An 18,150-nucleotide genomic window follows, 5' to 3' on the forward strand; every position below is an offset into this window, starting at 1 on the left:
TTGAATAATCCTGAAAAGCTATATACCCCACCTCAGAGCCAACAGCTGAAATTGGGGGGCTTTGATATCAGTTTCAAAACATAAACCCACTTATTTTGACCGAAATCAAACCTTTTTTCCAACAATTTTTTTTTTACCGGACAATAGTGAATCAAGTTCAGGAGGACGATTCGTCGCAAAATAGATTTCTCGAGGGATATACTAACCGATTCGTCATGCTGTGGATGAGCTTGGGCAGTGCTATCCCGAAAATTGACCATGCTGGTCTAGGAGCAGAACGAAGAAACGGTGGTTTGGCTTTGTTATGTGGCTATAGCGATCGCCGTTACCATCTCGCTAATTTTCAAAATCCAATTCGTCAACAATTTTCTTAACTCGTTTTAAATATTTCCCATAATAATACCAGGCCCAAAGCTCAGTAATTACACCAATTATCAGAATCGTAATAAAACAGTTTAGCAAAATATATGCTGGTGAAAGTTTCGTTAAAATCTTATTGATTGCACCCATTTTTTCGAATAGTAAATAAACGGCTAGAAAGCCTACCCAAACAAAAACAATAATGTAGGTTAATGCTTTATAAAGTTCGATATTCAATTTCATTTCGTAGAAAAACCAAAGGATACTTTTACGGCTATCCATACTCATATCATATGAGTTTTTATAGAATTGATAAAATTTAAAAAAATAATATGCTATAAAGCCGCAGGTTATGGCATAAAAAACCAAATAAACCATCTCAATATTGGCGGAGAATCCAAAAAAATAAGGGATAGCAGCCATTAAAACCAGACTGATAATTTGATAAGTGAATTCATGTTTCATCTTTCTTCTGATGATATCTATAGGACTGTGCGCTTCCCTTATTTTAAGCATATCTGCTGAAATATTAGTCTCACTTGCGCCATCAGCCTCCCATTCATTTTTTAATTCGTCAAAATTCATAACCGTTCTTCTTTATAATGAATTGTAATTTTTCCTTCGTTCTGTTGAGTTTTACACGAGCATTTACTTCGCTTATACCCAAGTTTTCGGCAATTTCTCTATGCGATTGATTTTCGAGAAAGAGAAATATCAGTGCTTTTTCCACCGCATTTAATTCCTGAACGGCTTTGTATAAGTAAGCGAGTTTTTCTTCTTTTAATTCACTTTCATTAATGTCAATCACATCAATATTTTCATCAAGCGGCGTCTTATCAACTTTCCTCTTATCCTTTTTGAAATAAACCAATGCTGTATTTAATGCTACCCTGTACATCCAGGTGGAGAATTTACTGTTTCCTTTAAAAGTTGGGTAAGCTTTCCAAAGTTGCATCACGATTTCCTGAAACAGGTCTCGCTGTTGCTCAACATCGTTCATATACATTTTTGAAACTTTATGTATAATCGCTTTGTGCTGATTAATCAGCGAGAGAAATATGGTTTCAGTTTCTTTCATTTAAGATATTTTAAAATAGCTAAATGAATAGAATTAGTTATGGATGGAAGTGTAAAAGGATAGCTTAAAAAGCTTGTTTGCTTGAGTTTTCATAAATAAATTTATTTACTCAATTGGTAAACGATTTTTTAAAACGTTACAGAATCCGTAAATAAATTTTAAAAACCTTGAATTTAAGGTTGATATAAAAAGTCTAAAGCTTCTTTGGGTACAAATGGACTTACATCGCCGTGGTTTCTTAAGATATCGCGAACTATAGTAGAACTGATAGCAGAATACTCTGGTTTACTCAAAAGTAGAATGGTTTCCACTTCAGGCATCATCGTTTGGTTAATCTGCGCAATAGCTCTTTCGTATTCAAAATCTGATGCTGAACGAATACCACGAACCATATAAGTGGCATTTATCTTCCGACAAAAATTAACAGTTAAGCCCTCATAGGTTTGAATTTCTATATTTTTATAGCCTTGAAAAACGGTCTCTAAGATTTGTAAACGCTGTTCTGCAGTAAGAAAGTTTTGTTTAGAACTATTCAATCCAATGCCAATAATAATCTTGTCGAAAAGGGGAGTAGCACGTTGCAGAATATTCACGTGTGCAATTGTTATGGGGTCAAATGAACCTGGAAATAGCGCTATCTTCATATTTCAAATATAGATTTTTAAGCGGAAAGGAAGAAGCTTAAATCTTTTAAAACTTTGTGTTCTTTGCGAAAAATTTATGCTCCCTGCAGTTAATCTAACGCAACATATTCAAAAAAACTGAAAGAAGAGTTCCCATATTTACGGGTTTCAGTATAGCCAGGATGGCTATTTAATTTCATGTGACTTTGATGCTCTACAACCAGTAATCCATCGGGTTTAAGCAATTGTTGTTCTTTGACCAAAATAGGTAATTGTGGAATGTTGGGCATGTTATAAGGCGGATCAGCAAAAATTAAATCGTAAGTACCTGTCATTTGCTTCAGCAATTTAAAAACATCGCCCTTACGCACTTCCACTTGATCAAATTCGAATTTTTGGGCAGTATTTTTAACCCAATTAATACAACCATAATCCAGATCCACAGCCAAAACTTTTTCTGCATTGCGGGAAGCAAATTCGAAAGTCAGGTTTCCAGTACCGCAGAATAAATCCAGAACCGAACAGGTTTCGAAATCAAATTTATTATTTAAAATATTGAAAAGTGCCTCTTTGGCCATATCAGTAGTGGGACGCACGGGTAAATTTGCAGGTGGTTGCAAACGAATCCCTTTAAATTTACCTCCAATTATTCGCATAAACGTAAAGCAAGTAGGCCGCTGAAATAGTGTTTAGGCATATCGGCCAGTAATTCACCGTTTTGTTTTTCAGCAGGCAGAAAGAAATATAGATTGTTAAAATATTTTAATAATGTATTATAGTAATCATCATCTTCATTGATAATGCCTTGAAGATAAACCGGAACAGCCTCTGTTAATGCTAACTGCTCCATAATCAACAACAGAAAGTAGTTAAATTCTTCGGCATTTTCTGCCTCATAATGGTTTTGGAAATTGATCTTCTGATCTTTTATAAAAAGTACGTTAAAAGAAGATGCGGTAAAATCAATTAATAACGAGTCTCCAGATAGGTGATTGAACAGCGCTATTAAAGGAGATGACTGAGGATAAAATATAGTATTTTCAGGTAGCTTCTCTTTTAGTTTTTCATTTAAAGAAAAAACGGTATTGAAACCTAGTTGATTATGGTTTTTGGTGTAGAGCTTTTCATCAGACCCTAAGAATTTTGAGTAAAGGGAAAGATCGTCAGGATTAAACCATTCATCTGGAATGAAAATAAAATTTGAGGTATGCACAGCCGCTTTCACTGCACCATATGATTGTGACAAATAACGATCTGATTCGAAAGCAGACTGTAAATCCCGATCAAGATCTGTACAACCTTGTTTATCGAAAATTACTTTAATCTGCTCTGAGTGCTGATCAACCACGGCATAAGAAAAACTATCATTTGTTATTTTTAACAATAACTGGCAGTTCACTGATGTATCAGCTTTAAAATCCGGGTCGACCAATAAGAGACTGTTATTACTCATTGAAGCAAAAATAGAGTTTTTTAGAGATTAACAGCAAAGGGTACAAAGTTTTTTCGCAAAGGACGCTAAGTTGGGAGCAGGTTTGATAATTTAAAATGAAAGACATACACTTATTTTGTCACAGAAGCGCAGACTAACACGGAATATATTGGTAGGTGAGTGTTTTAAAGCGAAGAGAATTATTTAGGTTTTGCCACGGAAGCGCAGACTAACACGGAATATATTGGTAGGTGAGTGTTTTATAGCGATAAGAATTATTTAGGTTTTGCCACAGAAACACAGATTAACACGGAATATTTTGGTAGGCGAGTGTTTTAAAACGATGAGAATTATTTAAATTTTGCCACGGAAGCACAGATTCACACGGAACATATTGGTAAGCGGGTATTTTAAAACGATAAGAATTATTTAGGTTTTGCCACGGAAGCGCAGACTAACACGGAATATATTGGTAGGCGAGTGTTTTAATGCGATGAGAATTATCTAAATTTTGCCATGGAAACGCAGGTTATCATGGAACATATTGGTAGGTGAGTGTTTTATAGCGAAGAGAATTATTTAGGTTTTGCTACGGAAGCACAGATTAACACGGAATATATTGGTAGGTGAGTGTTTTAAAGCGAAGAGAATTATTTAGGTTTTGCCACGGAAGCACAGATTAACACGGAATATATCGGTAGGCGAGTATTTTAAAACGATGAGAATATTTAAATTTTGCCACGGAAGCATAGATTCATACTGAATATATTGGTAGGCGAGTGTTTAAAACGATGAGAATATTTAAGTTTTGCCACGGAAGCGCAGACTAACACGGAATATATTGGTAGGTGAGTGTTTTAAAGAGAAGAGAATTATTTAGGTTTTGCCACGGAAACACAGATTAACACGGAAAGAGTTTGATAGTTTAACGTTCTTTTCTTCTGTGCCTTTGATGTTTCTGTGGCAAACTATTTAGATAAGTTTTTTTGATGCTCTGGATAAAAATCTGCGTACATCTGTGGTTAAAGCTCTGCTAAATCTTTTTACCAAAATCAAACCTTTCGCCTATCTGAAAATCGAAATATTCAGCTTAAATTCGAAACATGAGTTACAAGCCTACTTATAAAGCGGCAAACACAGTTGCGGCTAAAATTGAACAACATTTTGTTAAGCTCCATGCGAATGCAGCAGCGCAAGGCGAAGTTGATTTGGCTACACAGCCAGATAAACAAACTATTGAAGCGCTTATTGATGTTGCTTTCTGGAGTAGCTTGCGCAAAGAAGAAGGACACTCACCTCGTATTTCAATCGCTTTTTTGCCACCTTCACAAACTTCTAAACCATTAAAGTTTGCTAAGCCTTTGCCTTTAAATGCAAATACGCTGACTAAAATAGCACCTGGTATAGAACGTTCGGGAATTCATTTGGGCGTGTGGGAAGAAAATGGCGAACTTTACATTTGGGGCACAACTTTGAATATTCCGAATTTTTGTTTTGTGGTTGATGTTTCAGAGCCGGGCCTGATCGTAATAAAACATCGACGGATTTACGGCATCGGAAAATATACTAATGTGGCCGTGTTAAAGGGCGAGCAAATTAGAATAGTGGATGATACTTCTTGCACTAACCGCGATTGTCCGCCGATTTTGAAAGCCCTATTGGATTTAACTGTGTTAGCCAGCTGGAACGATCCGATTAATATTTTAATTCAATTTTCTGTTTCCATGCGTGGCCACGGGCGGGGTGGTGCTTTGCTGATTGTTCCTAAAGACAATACCAAATGGGAAGAATCTATTATTCATCCGATTCAATACTTAATTGAACCACCTTTTAGCGGATTATCGAATTTAGCCAAGCAAAGTGGAAATCAAACTGAAATTTTCTCGCAGGGTGCATTAAGACGCGAGGTAGAACATTTAGCTGGTTTAACTGCCGTAGATGGAGCAACAATTATCAATGATCAGTTTGATTTAATTGCTTTTGGCGCCAAAATAGGGCGGGCGAAAGGAAAACCGACGGTAGAGCAGATTGCATTTTCAGAACCGATTGTAGGTGGTGAGGATAAACTTTTATATCCTGGCCAGTTGGGTGGAACAAGGCATTTTTCCGTAGCGCAGTTTGTGAACGATCAACCCGAGGCTATTGGCTTGGTGGCTTCGCAGGATGGGCATTTCACAATTTTTAGTTGGAGCAAACAGCAGAAAATGGTGATGGCACATCGGATTGAAACGTTGTTATTGTAATCAGAAAACCGTTATTGAGAAGTATGAAGCAATCTTAAGTTATAATGTATTAATTGTATCGTCCCGCTACGACTTTTAATTGTCCTGGCCGAACGGGCTTTTTTCTTTTTGACAACAAAAAGAAACAAAAATTGCCGGCTGAAAATTTTTCTTTTAAAGTTAGTGGTTTGGCTTTGATAAGCTATCCCGAAAAATTTGTTAGGCCGGATTTAAGTGGAACGGAGATAGGGTGGTAAGGCTTTGTTGGATGGAAATCTACGATGTTTATGCAGTTTGCAGGAGCAAGCATTAAAAAGAGCTGGTATCTTTGCCTTCTAAACCGTATTGTAACGGCATACCCCGATTTTTTATCGGGGATATAGCGGAAAGACGGACTACAGCACCCGATTAGCAGTACAATTGCTGTCCAAATCATTAAAGCAAATGCTTTTCAAAACAATTCAAGAATAAAACCATTTAACAATAAATGTACCTAGATAAAAGTCAACTGATTGCCCAAGCTTATGAACACACGCCAACCCGGGAGCAGTTGCTTTTTTGCGAGCGGATGTCGAAATTTTTGCAGGAAGCTGATGAATATCGCTGCTTTGTACTAAAGGGCTACGCCGGAACTGGTAAAACAACCTCTGTTGCTGCTTTGGTAAAGGTTTTAATGAAATTTAATTTAAAAAGTGAATTATTGGCGCCTACTGGTCGTGCGGCTAAGGTGATGAGCCAGTATTCCAATCGGAAAGCATTAACCATCCACAAAAGAATTTATCGGAAGCGCTCGGCGGCGTCACCAGAAATGCAATTTCAAATTGCGCCAAACCTTTCTGAAAATACGCTTTTTATCATTGATGAAGCATCGATGATTGCTGATGAGTTTAATGAAACCGGTTCTTCAATTTTAAGAGATTTGCTGGAGTTTGTTTACAATACCAGGAACTGTTTTTTGCTTTTTGTTGGCGATACGGCTCAGCTTCCGCCTGTGGGTAGTTTAGAAAGTCCGGCGCTAAATGAACAATATCTGAAGGATAAATTTGCATTAACCATTACTTCAGTGGAATTAAAAGAGGTTGTCCGACAAGAGAAAAAATCAGGCATTTTAGCCAATGCGACGATGTTGAGGAATCAAATTGCTAAAAATCCAGAAAACCCTTTGCCTAAGTTCCTCACAAAAAACTATAAGGATATTTATAATATGGCCGGTGCCAAGCTGGTTGAGGGGCTGGAATATGCTTACCGAAAGTTTGGAATGGAAAATACCTTAGTAATTTGCCGATCGAATAAATCTGCAAATATTTACAATCAGCAAATCAGGGCCAGGCTACTCTATCGGGAAGAGGAATTAACTGGTGGCGACCAGATTATGGTGGTACGCAATAACTATTTTTGGTTACCTGAAAATGAGGAAACTGCCTTTATTGCGAATGGTGATATGGCGAAGGTAATCCGCGTTCGGGGCGAAGAGGAGCGTTATGGTTTCCGCTTTGCTGATGCTACTTTAGAATTTATGGATTTCCCGGCTGCGGGCCAAATTAGCTGTAAGGTAATGCTGGATACCTTGAACCTGGAATCTGCAAACTTGCCTTATGAACAAAATAAAAAGCTTTTTGAAGGCCTGAATGAAGATTATGCCCATATTGCGAATAAACGTCAGCGGATGCTGGCCATTAAGGCAGATCCATTCTACAATGCTTTGCAGATAAAGTTCGCTTATGCAGTAACTTGTCATAAAGCACAGGGCGGGCAATGGGATGCGGTTTTTGCTGATCAAGGCTACCTAACCGAAGAGATGATTGACTTGGATTTTCTGCGGTGGCTATACACAGCTGTAACGAGGGCAAAAAAAGAGTTGTATCTGGTTAATTTCGCGCAACAACTTTTCGCGAAAACTGCCCAGGAGGAGTATTTTTAGGGAGATAAATTCTGCTATAAAAACACGGATTTATTTTAGCTACAAGATATAAATTAAGTTTAGCCGCAGATTCACAGATTAGTTTTATTGTTTCGCCTCGCATGTTTGTAATTATACAAGAACACTTTATCCTCTATGTTATTACATTTTATGTGGTAAATTTAATCTGCGAATCTGCGGCAAAAATAGCTGGTTACTCCGCGTCCTCGTCGGTTAACAACCGAATCGAATCATCAGAAAGTACAATCAAACGCTCCTTGTAAAGCGAACCAATGGTTTTTTTAAATGCACTTTTGCTAATCTGAAAACGATGGTAGATTTCTTCAGGAGTACTTTTATCCCCAAGTTCGATTACGCCACCATCTTTTTTCAATGCAGCTAAAATCATCTCTTTAGAATCTAAAATATGCCCGTATCCGCTAGGTTGTAAAGTCAGGTCAATTTTGCCTTCTACGCGGATCTTTTTAATCCAGCCTTTACGTTGTTCGCCAACCTGAATATTGTCAAAAACCTCATTATGGTAAAGCAAACCGATATAGGTGTTATTAATGATGGCGTTGAAACCCAGATCCGTTTCTTCTGTAATAAGTAAACTCACCTCGTCGCCTTCTTCAAACTCAAAATTTTCCTCTTCAACAAAGTCGTAGAGTTTAGATGATGCCAATAAGCGATCGCTATTCTCATCCAAATATAAATAGACTACATATTTATAGCCTTTTTGCATCGGCCTTTTTTGTTCTTTAGTAGGTACATAAACATCTTTATCGATTCCTAGATCCATAAAAATGCCATCATCGCCATCAGAAACTACTTTTAAGAAAGCAAAATCACCTACCTCTGCGTAGGCTTTTTGAGTGGTTCCGGTAAGGCGTCCATCTTTTTGGATGTAAACAAAAACGCTTACATTATCGCCAATTTCTAAACCTTTAGGTACATATTGATATGGTAAGATTACCAATTTTTCACCATCAGTTAAATTTAAGCCAGCTTCTGTTTTACTTAAAACTCTTAATTCGTTGTATTTTCCTATTTCAATCATAATATGGGTCAACCATTTTCTTCAATGGTGCTGTGCAAAGGTAGCAATCTTTGCAGGCAACGATGGATTTAATTTTTTATCTACCCAGCCTATTGATCCCAGTTATGCAGGAAGCAATCAAAAAGTTGCAATAGTGGCAACAGCCATCACCATTAATATGGTATTAAAAGAAAGTAAATAAATTGATAAACTAGAAAGGTGAATATTTAATCTGCATTTAAATATCTTTGCAATTTGATTTAACCATTTACTTATCTAATTTTAATTATACATCTTACAAACGATATCAAATAATTCGGTTAAATTTGATGTCAAACCATTTCAATTCACCTTATGGCAAAACCCAAAGAGGCTAAAAAACCGAGTGTTTTTAGTTTGCTTGCATCATATAAAGGATTAATTTTTTTATTGATATTATTTGCACTGCTGAGCAATGGGATCAATTTATTGTTGCCTAAAATAATCGCTCATGGGATTGACTCTTATACGAATAAAACCTTTAATCTCCATTCAACTTTGTTCCAATTTGGGCTGGCGATCGTATTGGTTTTCATCTTCACTTATCTGCAGAGCATTGTCCAAACTTATGCTTCTGAACGTGTTGCCAGGGATTTAAGAACCAGGCTTTCCAGTCAGATTTCCAGGCAAAGCCATGCTTACATCATTGAGGCAAATCCATCTAAACTGCTTACTAATTTAACTTCTGATGCAGATTCTATAAAAATGTTTGTCTCGCAGGCAATTGTCTCCCTCGCATCATCGCTTTTTCTGATTGTAGGCGCAAGCATTTTACTTTTAATGATTAACTGGAAACTTGCCCTTTGCGTAATTGCAATTGTACCGATCATCGGTATTGCGTTTTTCATGGTGCTGAAAAAAGTTAAAATTCTTTTTATTAAAAGTCGGGAAGTAATAGATTGGTTAAATAAGGTAATTAGCGAAAGTATTTTGGGTTCTGCTTTAATTAGGGTAATTAATTCTCAGCAGCTAGAATATCAGAAGTTTTTAGATGCCAATGCCAAAGCCAGAGATCTGGGCTTATCCATCCTCCGCTTATTTGCTGGTTTGATCCCGATTATTGTTTTTGTTTCTAACCTCTCTGGATTGACCATTCTGGTACTTGGAGGACACTTTGTGATTACAGATGCCATGACTTTGGGTGAGTTTGCTGCATTTAACAGTTACTTAGCACTGATCATTTTTCCTATTCTGGTTATTGGATTTATGAGCAACGTGATTGCCCAGGCTTCGGCATCTTATCAAAGAATTGAAAGTGTATTAAATGCGCCAGAGGTTAAGCACCCGGGAACGATCACCGAGGCATTGATTGGAGATGTAGAAGCCATTAAGATTTCGCTAAATTTCGGTCAGAAACCGATTTTGAAAGATATTTCATTCTCCGCAAAAGCGGGTTCAAGAACAGCTATTATCGGACCAACCGCTGCAGGGAAAACACAATTGCTTTATATTCTGACAGGATTGATTGAACCAAACACAGGCGAAATTCTTTTCGATCATAAAGAGATTAAAAGCTATAACCAGGAGAGTTTTCATCAGCAGGTGGGCTTCGTTTTTCAGGATAGCATTATTTTTAATATGAGCATTCGTGAAAACATTGCCTTTAGTGATACGGTAACTGATGAATCGCTAGAAAAAGCTATTCAGACTGCAGAGTTAAAAGATTTTGTTGATGCGCTGCCAGCTAAACTGAATACCATTGTGTCTGAACGTGGAAACAGCCTGTCTGGTGGACAAAAGCAACGGATAATGTTGGCACGGGCATTGGCTGTGAATCCTAAAATTTTATTACTGGATGATTTTACTGCCCGGGTAGACACCAATACAGAAAAGCGGATTGTAGCAAACATTCGGCAGAACTACCCAGGTTTAACCCTCATATCCGTTACTCAGAAAATAGCATCGGTAGAAAATTACGATAAAGTTATCTTGATGATGCAGGGTGAGGTTATCGCCTCCGGTACCCATCAGGAATTGATTCAGAGCAGTCCTGAATATGTTCAGATTTACAACTCACAACAGAGCACAAGCAACTATGAATTACAATCTTAACCAGCTTAACGAAGGGCAGGAAAAGCAATCTACCTATCAGGCGCTTAAAAGATTGCTGAAATTCATATCTGCAGAGCGAAAAAACCTGATACTAGCGCTAATAGCCATTCTGGTGAATTCTGGCTTATTGCTGCTGGGACCACTTTTAGTTGGACATACCATTGATAAATATATCAGAACCAAGCAATTTCATGGCGTATTGGTTTTTGGTGGGATATTACTGGTAATTTATATGATTGCCATGATTACCGGATATATCCAAACCAAATTAATGGGTGGGGTTGGTCAGCGGATGTTGTATACCTTAAGAAATGCTATTTTCAATAAGCTTCAGGAATTACCTGTTTCATTCTTTAATCAAAATAAAGCAGGAGATTTAATTTCGAGGGTAAACAATGATACAGATAAACTTAATCAGTTTTTCTCTCAATCGCTAATGCAATTTGTGAGTAGCATTATCACGATGATTGGCGCCGGGGTTTTTCTGCTGTCGATTAATTTTGAATTGGGCGCTGCGGCACTTTCTCCTGCAGTTATAATCGTGATTTTTACCATGGCCTTATCTCCATGGGTGAAAAGTAAAAACGCGAAAAATTTAAAAAGTGTTGGCGGAATGAGTGCCGAAATTCAGGAAAGCCTTAACAATTTTAAGGTTATTATTGCCTTTAATCGTCGGGATTACTTTAGGAAACGTTTTGATGATGCGAATAAGGAGAATTATAAAACGGCGATTGGTGCAGGTTTAGCGAATAATATTTTCGTTCCGGTTTATGGTTTACTTTCCAGTGCTGCGCAATTAATTGTGTTGCTTTTCGGAATTTATTTAATTTCCGTTGGAAACTTTACGTTAGGTCTACTGGTAAGTTACATTTCTTATTGTATCAACTTTTACAATCCGCTGAGGCAACTGGCCGCCCTTTGGACCAGTTTTCAGGTGGCAATGGCCAGTTGGGATAGAATTTCACAAATCTTGTTGTTGGAAACAAATCTGGCTCAGGTAGAGAGTGATCAGACAATCACTTCTGATGCTTTGCTGGAATTTAAAAACGTTCACTTTTCTTATGATGATTCGAAGGAAATTCTTCACCACATCAACCTAAGGTTCGAAAAAGGCAAAACCTATGCGTTAATCGGCCCAACTGGAGGGGGGAAAACTACCACAGCATCTTTAATTTCCCGTTTATACGATGCTACAAAAGGTACTGTATTATTAAATGGAAAAGATATCCGCTCATTTAGCGCACAAGAACGTACGCAGAAAATTGGATTTATTCTTCAGGAGCCATTTCTATTTACAGGATCTGTTAAGGATAATATTCTTTATGGAAACAGCCAGTATAAAGATGTGAGCGATGATGCGTTAACAAAGATAATAGAGGATGCAAATTTAAATGCGCTGTTGGCTATTTTTGATGAAGGACTCCATACTCAAATCACTTCAGGTTCTGATAGCATAAGTTTGGGGCAGAAGCAGTTGATTGCATTTATGCGTGCAGTGTTGCGTAATCCTGAATTACTGATCTTGGATGAGGCTACTGCAAATATTGATACCATTACCGAGCAGTTGTTGAGTAGCATTCTGAATAAATTATCAAAAGAAACAACACTCGTCATCATCGCACACCGATTAAACACAATCGAAAATGCTGATGAAATTTACTTTGTAAATGAGGGAGAGGTGCAACAGGCTGGAACGCTTAATGATGCGCTGACCATGTTATCAAAAGGAAAAAGAGTCAGTTAAGCATTTCCTTTTTAATTGCAATTTTGAATGAACAGCATGGTTGTTGAGCAACTAACCATGCTGTCAAATTACATTATCTGATCACGGCCTGAAATGGCATTCTGGCTTGAATCCCCGAACTTGCAATCACTTTTTTCATTTGCTGATAAAGCATATAATTATCGCCTAACTCCTGTTTGGTATAATAGGTTTTGATTTTGTCCGTACCCTCATCCATAAAAGATTTCAATGGATCAATTACATCCGGATATTCCAGCACTTTAAAATCTTTGATTTTTGCTTTCTTTGCTGCCGCATTAATAGCGTCGTTAAAACTTCCGATTCTATCGGCTAAACCAATTTGAACAGCATCGGTACCAATCCATACATGGCCACCGCCAATGCTATCAATATAAGCCTTACTTTTCTTTCGGCCATCAGCAACACGACTTACAAAACCACTGTAAATCCGGTTTAACTCGTTTTGAATGATAAATCTTTCCCCTTCGGTCATAGGGCGGTTGGTTGCCATAATATCTGCATATTGACCAGTTTTTACACCATCAAAAGTGATTCCCAGTTTGTTCGTCATTAAATTTTGGAAATTCGGGATAAGCCCGAAAACACCAATAGAACCTGTAATGGTATTGGGTTGAACGAAAATACTATCCGCTGCGCAACCAATATAATATCCGCCAGATGCGGCAACATCACCAAAAGAAGCAATAACTGGTTTCTCTTTTTTAGCAAGTACAACCTCTCTCCAGATCACATCTGAAGCCAGAGCACTTCCACCTGGTGAGTTTACACGAATCACTATCGCTTTGATGTCATCATCCAGCCTGGCTTTTCTAATTGCTCTTGAGATCCGTTCAGAGCCGATTTGGTTATCATTTCCCTCGCCACCACTAATTTCGCCATTGGCGTAAATTACCGCGATCTTGTTTTTACTGTCACCAGCTGTAGTGTTGTTTTTCGAATAATCATTAATATCAACCGAGCGAATATTTTCGCTTCTGGTTCTTCCTGAAATGCCTTTCAGTTCTTCGAGAATCTGATCTTTATACTTTAATCCATCAACCATTTTATAGTTTAAAGCATCCTGAGGTTGCCGGATCCGGTATTGATCGGCGATATTGTATAGGGTATCCTTTTTAATATCCCTGCTTTTGGCTATGTCGGTTAAAAAAGTATTATACAAGCCACCAACATAAGCCGTAACCTGCTTGCGGTTATAATCACTCATTTTATCCAAAATGAAAGGTTCTACAGCACTTTTGTAATTCCCAACGCGAATCACCTGCATCTCTACGCCAACTTTTTCTAAAGTACCTTTGAAGAAAGTGAGTTCAGAACTAAAACCCTTAAACTCCAGGGCACCTTCCGGGTTGAGGTAAATTTTATCGGCAACAGAAGCCAGGTAGTAAGCACTTTGTGTATAAACTTCGCTATATGAAATGATTTTTTTATGTGATTTTTTGAAGTCAATTAATGCATTTCTGACTTCACGCATGGTGGCGTATCCAGCATTTGGACTGCTCACATTCAGGTAAATGCATTTAATATTATCGTCTGTTTTGGCCCTTTTAATTGATCTCAAAAGATCATTTAACCCAATTCCGTTTTTCTCGTCACTTCCCAAAATAGGGAGATTGCCAAAAGGATTTTTAGGTGTACGTTCTGTTACTGGCTGATCTAAATTTAAAAATAAAACGGAGTTATTGTCTACAGAGATCGTTTTATCATCATTCAGCGACGAAATTGCACCTACTATGATTACAAAAACGATGATAAATATAACAACCAAAGAAAGGAAAAAACCCAGCATGGAGGCAAATAGATACTTAAAGAAATCTTTCATTTAAATGTTAGTTTTGTGCTGTAAAGATATAAAAATACATGATGCTTAATAAGGCTTTAGAGTACACGACTGTTTATTTGTTACTTGGTGGAAATTTAGGAAATAGAGAAGAAAATTTAGACCTCGCAATTTCGCTGATTGGCAATGATATAGGGGATTTGGAAGCCATTTCTTCTGTTTACGAAACGGCTGCCTGGGGTAAAAAAGATCAACCTGCATTTTTGAATCAGGCCGTAGCTGTGAAGACCAGTTTGGCTGCCGTAGAAGTATTGCAAAAAGCATTAAATATTGAGCATATGCTTGGCCGGGTGCGGAAAGAAAAATGGGGGGAGCGACTAATCGATATCGACTTGATTTTTTTTGGAAATGAAGCTATTAATATCGAAAATTTGCTTCATATACCTCACCCGCAAATGCAGTTTCGAAAATTTGTAATGGCGCCAATGGCAGAAATTGCACCTCAAATGATACATCCGGTTTTGGGTAAATCTGTTCTGGACATCTATAAAAATATTACAGATGACTTAGCTGTTAGAAAGGTGTAAATAACTAGCTTTGTTTTATGCAAGATATAAATGATAATCATCCCTTAGATTTATCATATCTCATCGGAATGGTTGGTCATAATGCAGATTTTATGATCGAGATTTTCGACACTTTTATCGAATACACTCCTGTTTATTTAGCAGAGCTTGAAACAGCTTTAGCCCTCGGAAACTGGGAAGAGGTAGGCAATTGTGCACACAAAATGAAACCGACATTCAGTTATATTGGTCGGAATGATGTAAAGGATTTAGTTGAAGCCATTGAGTACAATGCCCGGAACCAGGTTACTGATCAGATCAAATCTGATATAGAACGCTTAAAGCTCGTCTCGATTCAGGTATATGCACAACTTGAATTAGAAAAGGAAAACATCAGATTACGGTTTTAGTGATTGGTCATTAGAAAAGCGGTAGTAGTTAACAGCTACTTCTAATTTGATGTGAATAGCAAGTTTATTTTAAATCTGATGATGTATCGCTTGCACTCCCTCTGAAATGCAAAAATGATAAAGCGATGTACAAAACCAGTACGAAGGGAATGGCGGCAAATTGCAGTACAGCTATTAACACCGCCGATAAAATCAGAAAGATAAATTTAATTTTGTTTTTTGCCCAGCTGAAATTGCTAAACTTTAATGAGAAAATTTTGATTTCACTAATCAGCAAAAAGCTGGTAATTGCGGTAATGGCTAACAACAGCATCGTCGACCCGATCACGTTAGGGTAATCGGTAGCAATGTATGGTAAAGAGCAGATAAACAGGGTATTCATCGGTGTATTCAGTCCGATAAAATCTTCTGACTGGCGCTCATCATTGTTGAATTTTGCCAAACGCAGTGCTGAAAAAATGGTGATAATGAAGCCCAGATAGGGAAGGTACTCAGACGAGTAATCGCTTGCTTCCAGCAAATGAAACATAATCACACCTGGTAGAAATCCAAAGCTAACCATATCGGCTAATGAATCTAAATCTTTGCCAATGGCGGATTTTACATTCAATAATCGAGCTATCATTCCATCGAAAAAGTCGAAAATTCCGGAGAGGATCACGAAGTAAGCGGCAATTTTTAGATCACCTTTAAATGCAAAAACGATTCCAATACAACCAGAAAAAAGATTTGCACAGGTAATCAGATTAGGAATATGCCTTTTCATATATGGAAGATGGAAGAGATGGAAGATGGAACATGGAATACCTTTTCCATTTACCATCTTCCATTTTACCTATTATTAGCTGTTCATCGAAATTAAAAATTCTTCGTTGCTTTTTGTTCCCTTAATTTGAGCCTGAACAAATTCCATTGCTTCTTGACTGTTCATATCTGCCAGGTGGTTTCGTAAAATCCAAACACGTTGTAAAACATCTCTATCCAATAATAAATCATCACGACGGGTACTTGATGCAGTAATATCAATTGCCGGGAAGATTCGTTTGTTCGATAATTTACGATCTAATTGTAACTCCATGTTACCTGTTCCTTTAAATTCTTCGAAGATTACTTCGTCCATTTTAGAACCAGTATCAGTTAATGCAGTGGCTAAAATCGTTAATGAACCACCATTTTCGATGTTACGGGCCGCACCAAAGAAACGCTTTGGTTTGTGTAATGCATTGGCATCCACACCACCTGATAAAATTTTACCCGATGCCGGAGCAGTAGTATTGTAAGCCCTGGCCAAACGCGTAATGGAATCCAACAAGATTACCACATCATGTCCGCTTTCTACCAAACGTTTAGATTTCTCTAAAACGATATTGGCAATTTTTACGTGACGCTCAGCCGGTTCATCGAAAGTAGAAGCAATTACTTCAGCACGCACACTACGGGCCATATCAGTAACCTCTTCCGGACGTTCGTCAATTAAAAGAATAATTAAATAAACTTCAGGGTGGTTTTTAGCGATGGCATTTGCAACTTCCTTCAGTAAATTGGTTTTACCAGTTTTAGGTTGAGCTACAATTAAACCACGTTGTCCTTTACCAATCGGCGTAAATAAATCCATAATACGGGTAGAGTAATTGCTGTTATCCGTAAATAAATTTAATTTTTCTGTTGGAAATAGTGGCGTTAAATAATCGAAAGGTACACGATCTCGTACCTCGGCAGGAATTCTGCCATTGATGGTTTCAACACGAACCAAAGGGAAATATTTTTCGCCTTCTTTTGGTGGGCGGATACTACCTTTAACAGTGTCTCCGGTTTTAAGTCCGAAAAGTTTTATTTGCGACTGTGATACATAAATATCATCAGGAGATGTTAAATAGTTATAATCTGCAGAGCGTAAGAAACCATATCCATCAGGCATAATTTCTAAAACGCCTTCATTGGTGATTACGTTATCGAAATCTAAATTAGAATAACTGTTTTCATTTTTGTGGTGATTGCCACCTCCAGGTTGCTTTTGCGGGCGGTTATCATCGCGTTGCGGTTTTTCTTGTTTCTCGCGCGGCTCTTGCTTTTGTTTTTGCGCTGGTGCAGGCAGAACTTCAGCACTTTCTTCTATTAAAGCAGAGATAGGTTTAACACTTTCTTCTGATTCAACCACTCTGTCTGGTTGTCTATCGGGTTGCCTTTCCGGCTGTTGCTGGTGTTGTGGCTCATCAAATAAAGTAACCGAATCTCTTCTTCTTTCGATTGGAGCAGCGGGTTCATCTTTACTTAATCTTGCCCTCTTTTTTACAGGCTTATCAGCAGTAGTAGTAGCTGCAGCAACTTTTGGCGCTTTTTCTGCCTTTGGTGCTTTAGCTTTAGAAACCGGTGCAGCTGCAACTTTTTCTTCTGCCACTTCTGGTTCACTGTAAGGATCTGAGCCTGTTTGTGCAGCATTTATAATTTCTTGTTGGTGTAGAAGTACTTCAACAAGGTCGATTTTCCTTAAGGAATCGGCACTTTCTATGCCATAGGTTTTTGCTAGCTCACGTAATTCTGGAGTGAGCTTATCATTTAATTCTGTTTTGCTAAACATTCTGAATATATATGTTTCAAGAAATTTTTTATTTTTTTATAACAGATGTGTCTGCTATAAATGTGTCAGGGCTTAAAATTATTGTTCGTTTAAAAGCCAGACGGTTTCATTGTTTATAAATTCTTAAGGCTATAAAACCGAAAATGAGTGGTTATTTGGGGTACTCAAATGGTTTTATAATTGTTTACGTGCTGAATAAAAACGATAAATCGCTTTTGAAAAATGGTAACTAAAAACAAGTTTTGATAGATTTTTCTGGGATATTCAGATAAACGGTTGAGAAATTATGTTGCAATTGTATGTATTTGA

15 protein-coding genes are annotated in these 18,150 nt (G+C 37.6%); 6 read left to right on the forward strand and 9 right to left on the reverse strand.

From position 1 onward, the window contains the following. Positions 1–336 precede the first annotated feature (336 nt). From ACN1CD_RS23120 to ACN1CD_RS23140, 5 genes are all read right to left on the reverse strand, one after another. Positions 337–945 (reverse strand): hypothetical protein, encoded by a 609-nt coding sequence (locus tag ACN1CD_RS23120; RefSeq protein ID WP_419132793.1) that lies wholly within the window; start codon positions 943–945, stop codon positions 337–339. Next, positions 935–1,438 (reverse strand): RNA polymerase sigma factor, encoded by a 504-nt coding sequence (locus ACN1CD_RS23125; protein ID WP_419132794.1) that lies wholly within the window; start codon positions 1,436–1,438, stop codon positions 935–937. Before ACN1CD_RS23125 ends, ACN1CD_RS23120 begins: the two co-directional genes overlap by 11 nt. Before the next feature lie 173 nt (positions 1,439–1,611). Further along, on the reverse strand, positions 1,612–2,082 hold the full coding sequence (coaD, locus tag ACN1CD_RS23130) for a pantetheine-phosphate adenylyltransferase (RefSeq protein ID WP_419132795.1): 471 nt from the start codon (positions 2,080–2,082) through the stop codon (positions 1,612–1,614). Positions 2,083–2,171: 89 nt separating this feature from the next. Then, positions 2,172–2,717, reverse strand: coding sequence for a 16S rRNA (guanine(966)-N(2))-methyltransferase RsmD (gene rsmD, locus ACN1CD_RS23135; protein WP_419132796.1), 546 nt, complete (start codon positions 2,715–2,717; stop codon positions 2,172–2,174). Continuing rightward, positions 2,708–3,514 carry a DUF3822 family protein gene (locus ACN1CD_RS23140; RefSeq protein WP_419132797.1) on the reverse strand — a complete coding sequence of 269 codons (807 nt, stop codon included), beginning with the start codon at positions 3,512–3,514 and terminating at the stop codon, positions 2,708–2,710. The genes rsmD and ACN1CD_RS23140 overlap by 10 nt, the downstream gene beginning before the upstream one ends. 1,082 nt (positions 3,515–4,596) lie before the next feature. Here ACN1CD_RS23140 and ACN1CD_RS23145 point away from each other — a divergent pair. Further along, positions 4,597–5,736, forward strand: coding sequence for a putative sensor domain DACNV-containing protein (locus tag ACN1CD_RS23145; RefSeq protein ID WP_419132798.1), 1,140 nt, complete (start codon positions 4,597–4,599; stop codon positions 5,734–5,736). A gap of 466 nt (positions 5,737–6,202) precedes the next feature. Next, complete coding sequence (locus ACN1CD_RS23150; RefSeq protein WP_419132799.1) at positions 6,203–7,636, forward strand: ATP-dependent DNA helicase; 1,434 nt, start codon at positions 6,203–6,205, stop codon at positions 7,634–7,636. A 193-nt stretch (positions 7,637–7,829) separates the two neighbouring features. Here the strand turns inward: ACN1CD_RS23150 and ACN1CD_RS23155 are convergent, their stop codons facing one another. Beyond that, a complete protein-coding gene (locus tag ACN1CD_RS23155; protein WP_419132800.1) occupies positions 7,830–8,675 on the reverse strand; it encodes a S1 RNA-binding domain-containing protein in 846 nt (281 codons plus the stop codon). A 333-nt stretch (positions 8,676–9,008) separates the two neighbouring features. On the opposite strand from ACN1CD_RS23155, the gene ACN1CD_RS23160 reads away from it, so the two are divergent. Together ACN1CD_RS23160 and ACN1CD_RS23165 are read left to right on the forward strand one after the other, a co-directional pair. Beyond that, positions 9,009–10,745: an ABC transporter ATP-binding protein gene (locus ACN1CD_RS23160; protein WP_419132801.1), complete on the forward strand. Its 1,737-nt coding sequence runs from the start codon at positions 9,009–9,011 to the stop codon at positions 10,743–10,745. Then, positions 10,729–12,489: an ABC transporter ATP-binding protein gene (locus ACN1CD_RS23165; protein ID WP_419132802.1), complete on the forward strand. Its 1,761-nt coding sequence runs from the start codon at positions 10,729–10,731 to the stop codon at positions 12,487–12,489. Before ACN1CD_RS23160 ends, ACN1CD_RS23165 begins: the two co-directional genes overlap by 17 nt. Positions 12,490–12,562: 73 nt before the next feature. On the opposite strand, the gene sppA is transcribed toward ACN1CD_RS23165, so the two are convergent. Continuing rightward, positions 12,563–14,329, reverse strand: coding sequence for a signal peptide peptidase SppA (gene sppA, locus ACN1CD_RS23170; RefSeq protein WP_419132803.1), 1,767 nt, complete (start codon positions 14,327–14,329; stop codon positions 12,563–12,565). A 38-nt stretch (positions 14,330–14,367) separates the two neighbouring features. On the opposite strand from sppA, the gene folK reads away from it, so the two are divergent. Both folK and ACN1CD_RS23180 read left to right on the forward strand, forming a co-directional pair. Then, positions 14,368–14,874 carry a 2-amino-4-hydroxy-6-hydroxymethyldihydropteridine diphosphokinase gene (gene folK / locus ACN1CD_RS23175; protein ID WP_419132804.1) on the forward strand — a complete coding sequence of 169 codons (507 nt, stop codon included), beginning with the start codon at positions 14,368–14,370 and terminating at the stop codon, positions 14,872–14,874. A gap of 17 nt (positions 14,875–14,891) precedes the next feature. Further along, positions 14,892–15,263: an Hpt domain-containing protein gene (locus ACN1CD_RS23180; protein ID WP_419132805.1), complete on the forward strand. Its 372-nt coding sequence runs from the start codon at positions 14,892–14,894 to the stop codon at positions 15,261–15,263. Positions 15,264–15,327: 64 nt separating this feature from the next. Here ACN1CD_RS23180 and pssA read toward each other — a convergent pair whose 3' ends face one another. Together pssA and rho are read right to left on the reverse strand one after the other, a co-directional pair. After that, positions 15,328–16,086 carry a CDP-diacylglycerol--serine O-phosphatidyltransferase gene (gene pssA / locus ACN1CD_RS23185; RefSeq protein WP_419132806.1) on the reverse strand — a complete coding sequence of 253 codons (759 nt, stop codon included), beginning with the start codon at positions 16,084–16,086 and terminating at the stop codon, positions 15,328–15,330. An 18-nt stretch (positions 16,087–16,104) separates the two neighbouring features. Beyond that, positions 16,105–17,841 (reverse strand): transcription termination factor Rho, encoded by a 1,737-nt coding sequence (rho, locus tag ACN1CD_RS23190; RefSeq protein WP_419132807.1) that lies wholly within the window; start codon positions 17,839–17,841, stop codon positions 16,105–16,107. Positions 17,842–18,150: the final 309 nt, after the last annotated feature.

Source organism: Pedobacter sp. N23S346, from assembly GCF_048515415.1.
Classification (GTDB): domain Bacteria; phylum Bacteroidota; class Bacteroidia; order Sphingobacteriales; family Sphingobacteriaceae; genus Pedobacter.

Bases quoted from the DNA above. Each gene is read 5' to 3' on its own strand.
- rsmD (WP_419132796.1), bottom strand. From the start codon at position 2,717: ATGCGAATAATTGGAGGTAAATTTAAAGGGATTCGTTTGCAACCACCT.
- coaD (WP_419132795.1), bottom strand. From the start codon at position 2,082: ATGAAGATAGCGCTATTTCCAGGTTCATTTGACCCCATAACAATTGCA.
- ACN1CD_RS23150 (WP_419132799.1), top strand. From the start codon at position 6,203: ATGTACCTAGATAAAAGTCAACTGATTGCCCAAGCTTATGAACACACG.
- ACN1CD_RS23180 (WP_419132805.1), top strand. From the start codon at position 14,892: ATGCAAGATATAAATGATAATCATCCCTTAGATTTATCATATCTCATC.
- ACN1CD_RS23165 (WP_419132802.1), top strand. From the start codon at position 10,729: ATGAATTACAATCTTAACCAGCTTAACGAAGGGCAGGAAAAGCAATCT.
- ACN1CD_RS23125 (WP_419132794.1), bottom strand. From the start codon at position 1,438: ATGAAAGAAACTGAAACCATATTTCTCTCGCTGATTAATCAGCACAAA.
- ACN1CD_RS23160 (WP_419132801.1), top strand. From the start codon at position 9,009: ATGGCAAAACCCAAAGAGGCTAAAAAACCGAGTGTTTTTAGTTTGCTT.
- pssA (WP_419132806.1), bottom strand. From the start codon at position 16,086: ATGGTAAATGGAAAAGGTATTCCATGTTCCATCTTCCATCTCTTCCAT.
- ACN1CD_RS23140 (WP_419132797.1), bottom strand. From the start codon at position 3,514: ATGAGTAATAACAGTCTCTTATTGGTCGACCCGGATTTTAAAGCTGAT.
- ACN1CD_RS23145 (WP_419132798.1), top strand. From the start codon at position 4,597: ATGAGTTACAAGCCTACTTATAAAGCGGCAAACACAGTTGCGGCTAAA.
- rho (WP_419132807.1), bottom strand. From the start codon at position 17,841: ATGTTTAGCAAAACAGAATTAAATGATAAGCTCACTCCAGAATTACGT.
- folK (WP_419132804.1), top strand. From the start codon at position 14,368: ATGATGCTTAATAAGGCTTTAGAGTACACGACTGTTTATTTGTTACTT.
- ACN1CD_RS23120 (WP_419132793.1), bottom strand. From the start codon at position 945: ATGAATTTTGACGAATTAAAAAATGAATGGGAGGCTGATGGCGCAAGT.
- sppA (WP_419132803.1), bottom strand. From the start codon at position 14,329: ATGAAAGATTTCTTTAAGTATCTATTTGCCTCCATGCTGGGTTTTTTC.
- ACN1CD_RS23155 (WP_419132800.1), bottom strand. From the start codon at position 8,675: ATGATTGAAATAGGAAAATACAACGAATTAAGAGTTTTAAGTAAAACA.